General features: G+C 64.7%; 10 protein-coding genes and 1 pseudogene. 8 read left to right on the top strand and 3 right to left on the bottom strand.

What is annotated here, in order from left to right:
• The first annotated feature begins 349 nt into the window (after positions 1–349).
• The 3 genes from AAE027_RS37215 (at position 350) to AAE027_RS37205 (ending at position 4,622) form a co-directional block, all read left to right on the top strand.
• Positions 350–841, top strand: a complete 492-nt coding sequence (locus AAE027_RS37215) for a (2Fe-2S)-binding protein (RefSeq protein WP_036002624.1) — start codon at positions 350–352, stop codon at positions 839–841.
• Positions 838–3,123, top strand: coding sequence for a xanthine dehydrogenase family protein molybdopterin-binding subunit (locus AAE027_RS37210; RefSeq protein ID WP_370990810.1), 2,286 nt, complete (start codon positions 838–840; stop codon positions 3,121–3,123). The genes AAE027_RS37215 and AAE027_RS37210 overlap by 4 nt, the downstream gene beginning before the upstream one ends.
• A 404-nt stretch (positions 3,124–3,527) precedes the next feature.
• A complete protein-coding gene (locus AAE027_RS37205; RefSeq protein ID WP_370990811.1) occupies positions 3,528–4,622 on the top strand; it encodes an HD-GYP domain-containing protein in 1,095 nt (364 codons plus the stop codon).
• Between the two features lie 186 nt (positions 4,623–4,808).
• Here the strand turns inward: AAE027_RS37205 and AAE027_RS37200 are convergent, their stop codons facing one another.
• Entirely contained in the window at positions 4,809–6,389 is a 1,581-nt protein-coding gene (locus tag AAE027_RS37200; protein WP_370990812.1) for an AMP-binding protein, read from the bottom strand.
• A 260-nt stretch (positions 6,390–6,649) separates the two neighbouring features.
• Positions 6,650–7,060, bottom strand: a complete 411-nt coding sequence (locus AAE027_RS37195; RefSeq protein ID WP_370990813.1) for a VOC family protein — start codon at positions 7,058–7,060, stop codon at positions 6,650–6,652.
• 126 nt (positions 7,061–7,186) lie between these two features.
• Between AAE027_RS37195 and AAE027_RS37190 the strand changes: the two genes are divergently transcribed.
• From AAE027_RS37190 to AAE027_RS37170, 5 genes and pseudogenes are all read left to right on the top strand, one after another.
• Complete coding sequence (locus tag AAE027_RS37190; RefSeq protein ID WP_370990814.1) at positions 7,187–8,161, top strand: Bug family tripartite tricarboxylate transporter substrate binding protein; 975 nt, start codon at positions 7,187–7,189, stop codon at positions 8,159–8,161.
• Between the two features lie 148 nt (positions 8,162–8,309).
• Positions 8,310–8,585: a DUF3551 domain-containing protein gene (locus AAE027_RS37185; protein WP_370990815.1), complete on the top strand. Its 276-nt coding sequence runs from the start codon at positions 8,310–8,312 to the stop codon at positions 8,583–8,585.
• Between the two features lie 107 nt (positions 8,586–8,692).
• The gene (locus AAE027_RS37180) at positions 8,693–9,157 is read left to right on the top strand and encodes an ArsR/SmtB family transcription factor (protein WP_370990816.1); all 465 of its coding nucleotides are present in this window, start codon (positions 8,693–8,695) and stop codon (positions 9,155–9,157) included.
• A gap of 11 nt (positions 9,158–9,168) precedes the next feature.
• Positions 9,169–9,501, top strand: a pseudogene (locus AAE027_RS37175) (SRPBCC family protein); the annotation flags it as partial.
• A 21-nt stretch (positions 9,502–9,522) separates the two neighbouring features.
• Positions 9,523–10,260: a DUF899 domain-containing protein gene (locus AAE027_RS37170; protein ID WP_370990817.1), complete on the top strand. Its 738-nt coding sequence runs from the start codon at positions 9,523–9,525 to the stop codon at positions 10,258–10,260.
• 180 nt (positions 10,261–10,440) lie between these two features.
• Here the strand turns inward: AAE027_RS37170 and AAE027_RS37165 are convergent, their stop codons facing one another.
• Positions 10,441–11,685 (bottom strand): S1C family serine protease, encoded by a 1,245-nt coding sequence (locus tag AAE027_RS37165; protein ID WP_370990818.1) that lies wholly within the window; start codon positions 11,683–11,685, stop codon positions 10,441–10,443.
• Between the last annotated feature and the right edge of the window lie 129 nt (positions 11,686–11,814).

Raw genomic sequence — 11,814 nt, 5'->3', positions numbered from 1 at the left:
CCCCACCCCGCTCGCGCTGCGCGCGATCGACCCTCCCCCTCCAGGGGAGGGTAAGGTTCGCCGTTGGCAGCATTCTACTTTGCCAAGTTACCTCGAAGAAACTGCCTGAATGCGATGGCACGCATGTCTGGCGCACGTGCTGTTGTGTCCAGTGGCTGTGTCGGCGCCGTTGGCGCGGCGCACAACGAGCAAGTGCAGAGCTGGTTTTTTCGATCAATTCAAAATTGCATTTGCCTCCGCACGTGAACCCAATCATGCTTGCCGCCAAGGCGGGACGCCAGCCCGGTGGGCGTCCGCTAGACAAGTTGCCGCCGTAAGCGGCTTCATGCACCGGCAGGGGAAGACGCCTATGCCAACTCTCACCATCAACGGGCGGAGTCTGTCCGTGGATGCGGCGAACGACACGCCGCTCCTCTGGGCGATCCGCGAGCAATTGCAGATGACCGGCACCAAGTTCGGCTGCGGTGCCGGGCTGTGCGGCGCCTGCACCGTGCACGTCAACGGCGAAGCCGTGCGTTCGTGCCAGACCATGGTCGGCGACGTCGCCGGCAAGAAGATCACCACCATCGAAGGCCTGTCCGCCAAGGGCGATCATCCCTTGCAGAAGGCGTGGATCGCCGAGCAGGTGCCGCAATGCGGCTACTGCCAGTCCGGGCAGATCATGCAGGCGGCCTCGCTGCTTGCGAAGAATCCCAATCCAACCAAGGAAGAGGTCGTGGCGCATATGGACGGCAATCTCTGCCGTTGCATGACCTATTCGCGGATCCAGAAGGCGATCATGCGCGCCGCATCCGAGATGCGCACCGCGTCCGCCACCTCCAGCGAGCGGAGGCCCACATGAACGAGCATGTGAAGAACATTACCCCCGAGACGACCGATCTCAGCCGCCGCTCCTTCCTGGTCGGCACCGCCGCCACCGGCCTGGTGCTCGGCTATGCCGGCGTGCCCGGCATCGATTCTGCGGCGGCTGCGGCGCCGGCCAATTTCGAGCCGAGCGTCTGGTACGCGATCTCGCCGGATGGTCTCGTCACCGTGACCTGCGGCAAGGCCGACATGGGCCAGCACATCGCCTCCACCATGGCGCAGATCGTCTGCGAGGAGTTGGGCGCGAAATGGAGCGACATGCGCGTCGCACTTGCCTCCAACGATCCGAAGTTCAACGATCCCGTGCTGGGCGCGCAGATCACCGGCGGCAGCTGGTCGACCATGATGAACTTTGACGCCATGAGCCGCGCCGGCGCCGCGGGCCGCATGGCACTGACGGAAGGCGCGGCCGCCGCGATGGGTGTGCCGGCCAGCGAGCTCGTGGTGCGCGATTCCGTGGTCTCGCATCCGAAGTCGAAGAAGCACATGAGCTTTGCCGAAATCGTCAAGAGCGGCAAGGCGACGAAAACCTTCACGCCGGATGAGCTCAAGGCGATCAAGCTGAAGACGCCGGATCAATACACCATGATCGGCGTCTCGGTGCCGCAGCTCGACATCCCCTCCAAGACCAACGGCACGACCAAGTACGGCATCGACGTGATGCTGCCGGGCATGGCCTATGGCGCGGTGGTCACGCCGCCGGTGCGCTTCGGCGCCACGGTGAAATCGGTCGACGACAGCGGCGCCAAGAAGGTGCCGGGCTTCATCAAGGCCGTCACGCTCGACGACAAGACCGGAACGACGTCGGGCTGGGTCGTCGCGGTGGCCAGCACCTACGCCAATGCCAAGAAGGCGGCGCAGGCGCTGAAGATCGCCTATGACGGCGGTCCAAACGCCAAGCTGTCGAGCCAGTCGTTGCTCGATGAAGCCATGCGGCTTCAGAAGCTGGAGGATTCCGGCCAGTTCTTCGTCAAGGACGGCGATCCCAACGCCGCGTTCGGCTCGGCGGCGAAAGTGCTGGAGGCGGAATACACCACCAGCATCAACATCCACGCGCCGCTGGAGCCGATGAACGCGACGGCGGAGTTCAAGGGCGAGATCCTGCACATCTATTCCGGCAACCAGTTCGCGACGCGCTCTGGCGCAATCGCGGCAGGCGCAGCCGGGATCGATCCGAAATTCGTGGTCATGCACCAGATGTGGCTCGGCGGCGGCTTCGGCCGCAGGCTCGATGCCGACATGATGATTCCGGCGGTGCAGGCGGCGAAGGCGGTCGGCAAGCCGGTGAAGGTGATCTACTCGCGCGAGAACGACATGACGATGGATTTCTCGCGTCCGCTCACCTATCAAAAGGTCAAGGCTGGCGTGGACGGCGATGGCAAGCTCATTGCGATCAGCCACGACGTGGTCTCGGCCTGGCCGACCGCGCGCTGGGGAATCCCCGACTTCCTGACGCCGTCGGTCGACAAGAAAGGTCCGCTCGATTCCTTCACGGTGAACGGGGCCGACTTCTTCTACACCGTGCCCAACCACTATGTGCGCGCGATCAAGAACGAGCTCGCGCACAACGCCACGCCGTCCGGCCAGCTCCGTTCGGTGGCGCCGGGTTGGACCTTCTGGGCGGTCGAAAGCATGATCGACGAGATCGCGGCGGCGGCGGGCAAGGATCCGGCGCAGTTCCGCATCTCGCTGCTCGATGGCGCGGGCAAGAACGACGGCGGCGCGCAGCGGCTGCGCAACACGCTGCTCGCCGCGATGGGGTTGTCCGGCTACGGCACCAAGCAACTCCCCAAGGGAGAAGGCATGGGCGTGGCCTGCGTCTCATCGCAGGAACGGGCGAGTGCGAGCTGGACGGCGTGTGTCGCCCATGTCGCGGTGGCGCCGTCGGGCGCGGTGACCGTGAAGAAGCTCACGGTCGCAACCGACGTCGGCACCCAGGTACATCCCGACAACATCCGCGCCCAGGTCGAGGGCGCGGCGCTGTGGGGCCTGTCGCTGGCGATGTACGAGAAGGCGACACTCAAGGACGGTGGCATCGAGCAGACCAATTTCGACAGCTACACGCCCTTGCGCATGAGCCAGACGCCCGAGGTCGCTGTCGCCGTGATTGCCAATGGCGAGAAGGCCACCGGCGTCGGCGAGCCCGCAGTGACGGTGGTCGCGCCTGCCATCGGCAACGCCATCTTCAACGCCTCCGGCGCCCGGGTCCGGGCGCTACCGATCACGGCCGAAGCCGTGAAGGCGAGCATGAAGGCGTGAGGCGGGGCAGGCTGCTCGACAAGGCTGCATAAGATGGTCCGCCGGAGGGCAACCTCCGGCGGATTTCCTTTGGGGTCCCCTGCATCTCTATAACTCGCCGTCATGCCCGGGCTTGTCCCGGGCATCCACGTTCTGCGTGCCGCGGGCAAGACGTGGATGGCCGGGACAAGCCCGGCCATGACGGAGACTGTAGGGTTAAAAATTCTCTTTGTTATCAATGACCGGCTACTGTGCATGGGGTTGTTTTTCGACTTTTTGTTTGAAACCCGCCCACAGCGGAAATCCCTCAAATTGCACTCAATTCCGCAGGGTTCCATTGAGCACGCCTCTTAAGGGCCAGAGAACCTGATCCGGCTTAGGCTTAAGGCCAATACTCGTGCTCTCGGTTCCTTTTGGGGAAGTTCATGAACGCCTCAGCCAAACCCGCCGCCAAACGCCGGCTTCTGCTCGCCTCCGACCGGAGCGACGAGAGCAGCGAGCTCGTCAGCATCCTGAAAGCGGTCGGCGAGGTGTCGACGGTCACGACCCAGGACATTCCCGAGAAGCCGTCGCGCGATCTCTCCGGCCTCGTCGTCGACATCAATTTGCGCTCGCCCGAGAGCGTGCAGCGGGTGCGCAACAAGCTGCGCGGCGATGCCTATCGGTCGATGCCGCGGCTGTTCGTGCTCGCCGATGCCCTCCATCACGGCACCATGCAGGCCTGGGCGCTGGGCGCCACCGACACCATCTCGCGCCCGCTGCAGGCGGACGCCATCCTTCAGCGCATCCGCTCCGCCTTCCCGGACACCGCCGTCTATGACGCGACCGATCGCGGCAAGACGCTCAACCGCGGCGTCGAGGCGGCGCATGCGGTCCTGGCCAAGATGTTCGAGAAGCTGCCGCTCGGCGTGCCTCTGACCTTCGACGACGTCATTGCCGCCGAGAGCAAGATCCTGAAGGCGATCAAGCACTCCTCGCTGCGCGAATGGCTCACCACGGTCGGCTGCCACCATGTCGGCAGCTATCGGCACTGCCTGTTCGTCACCGGTTTCGCCGTCGCCTTCGCCCAGCATCTCGGCATGCGCGAGGACGACCAGCGCCGCCTGACCCGCGCCGCGCTGCTGCACGACGTCGGCAAGGCCTTCGTTCCCTCCGCGCTGCTCGACAAGCCCGGCAAGCTCACCGACGAGGAGATGGCCGAGGTCCGCCAGCATCCGCGCCGCGGCTATGACGCGCTCGCCGCGCAAGGCGGCTTCCCGCCGGAGATGCTCGACGTCATCCTGCATCACCACGAATTCCTCGACGGCTCGGGCTATCCCAACGGCCTGTCGTCGAACCAGATCAGCGACATCGTGCGGCTGACGACGATCGTCGACATCTACGCCGCCCTGGTGGAGAAGCGTGCCTACCGCATGCCCTTCACCCACGCGCGTGCGTTCACGATGATGGAAGGCATGGGCGGCAAGCTCGACCAGCAGCTGTTGCAGGCGTTCCGCCCGGTGGCGCTGGGGGCGTTTTAGGTCGGTGCCGCCGCTGATTTGACGGCGCTGCGCTCCCGGTGTCGTCCCGGCGAAGGCCGGGACCCATACCGCGTGATTTAGGTAACGGGCACGACGGAAGTCCCGAACTACGAGCCGTCGCCAAACTGCTCCTTGTGGTTATGGGTCCCGGCCTTCGCCGGGACGACGTTGGGGAGGCAGCGCGCCTCACCCCACCATCTTCCTTAGCTCCGCCTTCGCCACCTTCTCCAGCGTCGAGCGCGGCATGTCGTCGACGAGCCTGATCTCGCGCGGCACCTTGAAGTCGGCAAGGCCGGCGCGGCAGGCCGCCATCACGCGATCATGCAGGTCGGGCGCAGCACCCGCGACGCCGCCCTGCGGGATGATGAAGACGACCGGCACCTCGTCCAGCATCGGATGCGTCTTCGCCACCACCGCGGCCTCGCGCACGCCGGGAACGAGCGCGATCACCTGCTCGATCTCGGAAGCCGCGACGTTCTCGCCGCCGACCTTCAGCATGTCCTTGGCGCGGTCGCCGAACTTGATGTAGCCATTCTGAAGCCGTTCGACGCGGTCGCCGGTGAGGAAGAAGCCGTGCTCGTCGAAACTCTCGCGCGTCGCCTTCTCATTGTGCAGATATCCGGCGAACAGCGACAGGCCGGGGATGCCCTTGATCGAGAGATTGCCGGTGCCGCCGACGTCCGTCGGCCGGCCGTCGTCGTCGGTGATGCGGATCTGATATTCGCTCGCCGCGCGGCCGATCGACATCGGTATGTTGGGCTGATCGACCTCGCCGACGATGCCGTGGGTGATGGTCTCGGTCATGCCCCACCAGCCGATGATCTTGACGCCGAACGCGGCGAAGGCCGGCGGCTCGTTGATCGCACTGCCCCACAGGCGGAATTTGTGGTCGTTCGGGATCTCCTGCTCGAGCAGCGCCTTCATGCAGAACGGAATCGTCGAGGTCCAGGTCGAGCCGTGCTCGCGCGCGACGCGCCAGAACCGGCTGGCGGAGAAGCGCGGCTGGATCACGCAAGATCCGCCGACCCACAGCGTCGCCAGCATGGAATAGGCCAGCGCGTTGGTGTGGAACAGCGGCAGATAGGTCTGGTGCACGTCGCCGGCATGAAGGTCTTCGTGCGCGGCGTTGATCTTGGCGCCCCACAGCGCATTGGCGTGGGTCCACAGCACCGCCTTGGGGCGCGACGTCGTGCCCGAGGTGTATTGCACGCTGCACGGCGCGAGCGGATCGGTGGCGCGCCTGGGGCGATCCGCGCTCTCAGTGAACAGGGATTCGAAACTGTCGCCGCGCGCGACCGCTTGCGCCGGCGCTGTGCCCGCATCGTGCGAGGTCACCGCCATCCAGCTTATGTTGCGGCAGTTCTGCGCGACAACTTCCGCATAGGCCGGCTGCGTGATCGCGGCGACCGCGCCGCAATGATCGGCGAAGTACGCGATCTCGGCCGGCGCCGAGCGGGTGTTGGTGGTCACCGCGACGGCCCCGAGCTCGACACAGGCGAACCACGCCAGCATCGCCTCGATGCAGTTGTCGAGATGGATGAGCACATATTCGCCCCGCCTGACGCCGCGCCTTGCGAGGCCCGCCGCGAGGGCGCCGACCCGCTCGTGAAACTCGCCATAGCTCCAGCGTCGCGCCGGCGCATCGAACGGCGCCCAGATCAGGAACGGATGTGAGCTGCGCACCTCGGCGCGCAGCTTCAGCAGCCAGGGCACGTCGAGCCCGTCGAAAGGGCCCACGATTCCGGCGGCGGTCTGTTGAATGGGCATGTGTCCTCCCGTGCAGCCTGCATCTTGCTGGCGGCTGTCTCTGGATTATTGCGTCTTCCTGCCACCCGATGGCGCGGGAAGCAAATGGCGTGGGGCCGCCCGCTCTCTCCTCCGTCATTGCGAGGAGCCCTTGCGACGAAGCAATCCAGGCTGTTCCGGCGGAAGCAGTCTGGATTGCTTCGCGGAGCCTGTCATCGGGCCGCGCTTCGCGCGGACCCGTTGGCTCGCAATGACGGTGCTTGGGGCCGGCCGGTCAGGCCCTAATCCTCGTACGACGAGATCTCGATCAGGCTGCCATCGGGATCCCGGCAATACACCGAGCGCAGCGTGCCGCGGGCGCCCTGCCTCGAGCCCGGCCCTTCCTCGATCGCGACGCCATGGGCCTGCAGATGCGCCACCACCTCTTCGGGAGCGGAGGAGGTGAGGAAGCACAGATCCTCGCTGCCGGCGGTTGGGTGGTCCGCGGTGAACCACTCCACCTTGTCGCCATCGCGCGGCCGCACGTTGATCTTCTGGTTACCGAATTGTAGCGAAGTCCGCGGCGCTTTGCCGCCGCCGGGGTCGAACACCTTGACTTCCATGCCGAGAATCTTGCGGTACCACTCCGCGGTGGCCGCAACGTCGGCGACGTTGATCACGAGATGATCGAGAGCCTCGACCTTGACCGGCATGTCTCATCCTTTCGTCGTGATGCGCCCCGTGCACTTTCCGCCTGAGCCAAGCTTTGTTACAAGCCCCGCCGACGACATTTTACAAGATATCCGGCCTTCAAGAACAACACTGGGAGAACCCTTGAGATGATCACTCGCCGTACCGCGCTGGGCCTGCTCGCCGCCAGTCCGCTTGCAGCCACCCCGCTGTCCAAGGCCCTTGCCGCCGATTATCCGGCCCGTCCGGTGAAATGGGTGGTCGGCTATCCGCCGGGCGGGGCCACCGACATCCTGGCGCGGCTGCTCGGCCAGCGGCTGTCGGAAAGGCTCGGCCAGCAATTCGTGGTCGAGAACAAGCCGGGCGCCGGCAACAATATCGCCACCGAATCGGTCATCAACGCCGAGCCCGATGGCTACACGCTGCAGCTGGTCAACCCGGCCAACTACATCAACGCCTCGCTCTACGCCAACCTGAAGTTCAACTTCGTGCGCGACATCGCGCCGGTCGCCTCGTTCCAGCGCGTGCCGAACGTGATGACCGTGAACAAGGACGTGCCGGCCAAGAACGTCGCCGAGTTCATCGAATATGTGAAGGCCAATCCCGGCAAGGTGAACATGGCCTCGTCCGGCAACGGCACCTCGGTGCATCTATCCGGCGAGATGTTCATGGCCATGACCGGCTGCAAGATGCAGCACGTGCCCTATCGCGGCGCGGCGCCCGCGATCACCGACATGCTCGGCGGCCAAGTGCAGGTGATCTTCGACAACATGCCCTCGATCATCCAGCACATCCGCTCCGGCAGCTTGCGTGCAATCGGCGTCACCACCACGGAACGCTCGCCGCAATTGCCCGACGTGCAGCCGATCGCCGAGACCGTCAAGGGCTATGAGGCCAGCGCGCTGTTTGGCATGGGCGCGCCGAAGAACACGCCGAAGGAGATCATCGCCAAGCTCAACAGCGAGATCAACACGCTGATGAAGGAGCCCGACATGGCCAAGCGTCTGGTCGAGCTCGGCGGCGAGCCGCGGGTACAGACGCCCGAGGCGTTCGGCGAGGAGATCAAGGCCGAGACCGAGAAGTGGAAGAAGGTCGTCGAGTTCGCCGGCCTGAAGGTCGAGTAGCGATCTTGTGATGAGCGCGATTGGAGCCCTGCCGTTCGGCAGGGCTTTTTTCTTGCGCGCGCGATACACTTGATCTGGAATAAACCGGCGCGACGAAACCTCGTGAGGATGGTGGCGTATCTGACGCCAGCAAGAGAGGAGTTGGATCATGCGCAACACCCAATTGGCGCTGCTGACGCTTGGCGTGACGGTCCTTGGCAGTTTCGCCACCATTCCCCCAGCCGCCGCGCGCGACTATCCCTGGTGCGCGCAAGGCGGCGAGTACGACTATCCCGGCGAATGCGCCTACAGCACCTATGAGCAGTGCCAGGCCAGCATCTCCGGCCGGCTGTTGTACTGCGGTCGCAATCCTCGCTTGGGCTACGGCCAGATGCAACCTCAGCCGCGAGTGCACCGCCGCACGCGCGCCGCCGCGCCATACTAGCGCAACCCACGTTCCCCACTGACCCGCTGCCTGATCACGCGCTCGTGCAGAACCGCGTGCGGAGGTTCGGGCTTGACGCATCCGCGTTCGCGCTTATACTAAACCTAATGGTTAAGTATCAAGACGAGACGCTGGACCGGACCTTTGCGGCGCTATCCGACCCGACGCGGCGTGCCCTGCTGGCACGGCTCGGCGAGCAGGACAGCCTGTCGGTGAGCGAGCTGGCCGCACCGTTCCCGATCTCGCTGCCGGCGATCATGAAGCATCTCGACGTGCTCACGGATGCGGGCCTGATCGTGCGGGAGAAGACCGGGCGCACGGTCGCCTGCCGGCTCACCGCGCAGCCGATGGAGCAGGCGATGAACTGGCTCAATCGCTACGCGCAATTCTGGTCCGACAATCTCGATCGCCTTGCTGCCTTCGTGGAGGAAGAGACATGGCCAACGCAGCCGTCAACGCCGATCTCAGCGCCGCCGAGCGCCCAACGGAACGCCCAAGCCTCACGCTCACGCGCCGGCTCCGCGCGCGGCCGGAAAAGGTCTACGCGGCCTGGACGCAAGCCGAGCAGCTAGCGCAATGGTTCGGGCCGCCGAACATGAAGCCTGCGACGGTTCGAGCCGAGCTCGACGTCCGCACCGGCGGCAGCTTTCGCATCAGCTTCACCCGTGATGACGGCGAATATTTCGAGGCCGGCGGTACCTATCGCGACGTCGTGCCGAACGAGCGGCTGGTGTTCACCTGGGCCTGGCATTCGACGCCGGAGCGCGAATCGCTGGTGACGATCACGCTGAAGCCAGACAGCGGCGGCACCTTGATGGTCTTCCATCACGCCCAATTCTTCGACGAAACCGCCCGCGACAACCATTTGCGCGGCTGGAGCTCGTTCTTCGACAAGCTCGATGCCTTCGTCGCCTGATCCAGATCAGAGGAGGACACCATGCAGCAACATCAGATCGTCTCGCGCGAGCAATGGATCGCCGCCCGCAAGGCTCATCTCGCGCATGAGAAGGAGCTCACCGCGGCCCGCGAGCGTCTGGCCGAGGAGCGCCGTGCATTGCCCTGGGTCAAGGTCGACAAGGACTACGAGTTCGACGGACCGAACGGCAAGCTGACGCTCGGCGATCTCTTCAAGGGTCGGCCGCAGCTCGTGGTGCAGCACGTGATGTTCGCACCGGAATGGGACGCCGCCTGCAAGAGCTGCTCGTTCTGGGCCGACGGTTTCGAGCGCATGGTGCCGCATCTGGCCGCGCGCGACACCAGCATGGTTGCGATCTCGCTCGCGCCTGTTGCCAAGCTCGACGCATTCAAGAAGCGGATGGGCTGGACTTTCGACTGGGTCTCCTCGGGAAGCAACGACTTCAACTACGATTACGAAGTCTCGTTCACACCCGAGCAGATCGACAAGGGCGTGCCGAAATACAATTTCGGCACCACGCCATTCTACGGCCCCGAGTTGCCCGGCATCAGCGTGTTCTTTCGCAACGAGGCCGGCGAGATCTTCCACACCTACTCATGTTTCGCCCGCGGCCTCGATATGATGAATGCCGCTTATCAGTACCTCGACCTCACGCCGCTCGGCCGTCACGAGGACGGCTTGCCCTATCCGATGGACTGGGTTCGCCTGCGCGACCAGTACGAACCGGAGGCGACGAAGGAGGCGTGCTGCCACGGGTGAGGGGAGCGGTTCGTTTCTCGATGTCGTCCTGGCGAAGGCCAGGACCCATACCGCGGAATCTATCGATGGCGCTCGGTTGTCGTACCGAACGACCAATCTTCGCCAAACCCCTGGTTGGGGTAATGGGTCCTGGCTTTCGCCAGGACGACGTCAGAGGTTCGGCGCGGTCGGTGCCCGCTTTCACCGCTTCGCGTCGGCCTGTTCGGTCGCGTTGCACGAGATCAGCATCGTATAGGGCCGGGCGTTGCCGGCGATGTCGGTCGTCTTGAGCTCGCTCTTCGGCTCGGCGGTCTGGTAGGGCACCACGGAATTGTCGAGGAAGTCGCGCAGCGCGCCGGTCTTGATGGCGAAGTTGATGTTTTCGGGGATGTTCCCGGTTGCGACCGCGATCCGCAGATTGTCGAGCTTTCCGGTGACCACACCCACGACCTGCCCGGTGGTGTCGAACAGCGGGCCTCCGCTATTGCCGGGCTGCACGGGCGCGCTGATCTGCAGGAAACGCGAATCGTTGCGCATGCCACTGAGCGAGCTCACGATACCGGTGGTCACGGTGAAGTCCGAGCTCAGCAGCCCGTGATAGGGAAAGCCGATCGCGACGACGGAATCGCCGGAGCGGATCGAGCGGTCGCGAATCCTGGCAAACTCCTTGAACGTCGCTGTCGACGGCGCCTGCAAGAGGGCCAGATCGTTGTTTGCATCGCTCGACACGACGCGCAACACCATTGCGGCCTCGCCCGTGAGATTGCCCTTGAGGTCGCTGCAACCCTCGATCACATGGTTGTTCGTGACGATGTGCCCATTGGCGCTGACCACGAAGCCGGTGCCGCTCTTGGACTTGGCGGACTTGCTGGCCGGCGGTGGTGCCTGCTTGTCCGCTGTGGCCGCTGGCTTCGCTGTACCCTTGGTGAAGTCCCCGGCCTTGCTGAGCCCGTCCGCCTTCACGCGCGTGACGCAGTTCGCCAGCGCCGCGACCATGGCTGCCGTCGACGTCAACACGAACTGGAGTGGCTTGCTGCCGTTGGTCGTCACTACCATCAGGCTTGCCTTCTGGAAGGTGCGAGCGACATTGAGGGGCAGGATGGTCGTCACCATGTTGGGGGCGTTGGAGGTCGCAAACAACCTGGCCTGCTCCTGGCCGTCGAAGATGAAGTCGACGGGCGCGGTATCGCCCTTGTTGAAGCGAAAGCCGGGGCTGGCAAGGCTCAGAAGCCAGGAGCCGGCCGCATTCTGCGCGACGACGAGACTCACCCCGTTGGCGTAAGGCGCGGTGGCCGCACAATGCGAGAACGCTCCCGTCTCGTCATTGCTGAAGGCGCCGCCGATCCAGTTGCCGACATTGACGGAGCCGAACGGTCCCGCCGCATGCGCGACGCTGACGACACCCACGTGCAACAAAGACGCAACGACAAATGACTTAAGCCACATACCAGCCCCCGGAAATGCTTTTCGCTCCATCTTATCTGTGGGACGCGGTGTCGCGCAACCGCCAGTTGTTCTTTCAAGTTCGATCTGGCTGTCGCGACATCCGGGCTTGCCTTTACTCTGCAGTGCTAT

It is taken from the genome of Bradyrhizobium sp. DN3 (assembly GCF_041357655.1).
Taxonomy (GTDB): Bacteria; Pseudomonadota; Alphaproteobacteria; order Rhizobiales; family Xanthobacteraceae; genus Bradyrhizobium.
Note: the sequence above shows the minus strand (reverse complement) of the source record. Positions and strands in the feature narration are given on the sequence as shown.

What these genes read in the sequence shown, in the direction of transcription:
- AAE027_RS37215 (WP_036002624.1), top strand. Translation starts at nt 350, where the DNA reads ATGCCAACTCTCACCATCAACGGGCGGAGTCTGTCCGTGGATGCGGCG.
- AAE027_RS37210 (WP_370990810.1), top strand. Translation starts at nt 838, where the DNA reads ATGAACGAGCATGTGAAGAACATTACCCCCGAGACGACCGATCTCAGC.
- AAE027_RS37205 (WP_370990811.1), top strand. Translation starts at nt 3,528, where the DNA reads ATGAACGCCTCAGCCAAACCCGCCGCCAAACGCCGGCTTCTGCTCGCC.
- AAE027_RS37200 (WP_370990812.1), bottom strand. Translation starts at nt 6,389, where the DNA reads ATGCCCATTCAACAGACCGCCGCCGGAATCGTGGGCCCTTTCGACGGG.
- AAE027_RS37195 (WP_370990813.1), bottom strand. Translation starts at nt 7,060, where the DNA reads ATGCCGGTCAAGGTCGAGGCTCTCGATCATCTCGTGATCAACGTCGCC.
- AAE027_RS37190 (WP_370990814.1), top strand. Translation starts at nt 7,187, where the DNA reads ATGATCACTCGCCGTACCGCGCTGGGCCTGCTCGCCGCCAGTCCGCTT.
- AAE027_RS37185 (WP_370990815.1), top strand. Translation starts at nt 8,310, where the DNA reads ATGCGCAACACCCAATTGGCGCTGCTGACGCTTGGCGTGACGGTCCTT.
- AAE027_RS37180 (WP_370990816.1), top strand. Translation starts at nt 8,693, where the DNA reads ATGGTTAAGTATCAAGACGAGACGCTGGACCGGACCTTTGCGGCGCTA.
- AAE027_RS37170 (WP_370990817.1), top strand. Translation starts at nt 9,523, where the DNA reads ATGCAGCAACATCAGATCGTCTCGCGCGAGCAATGGATCGCCGCCCGC.
- AAE027_RS37165 (WP_370990818.1), bottom strand. Translation starts at nt 11,685, where the DNA reads ATGTGGCTTAAGTCATTTGTCGTTGCGTCTTTGTTGCACGTGGGTGTC.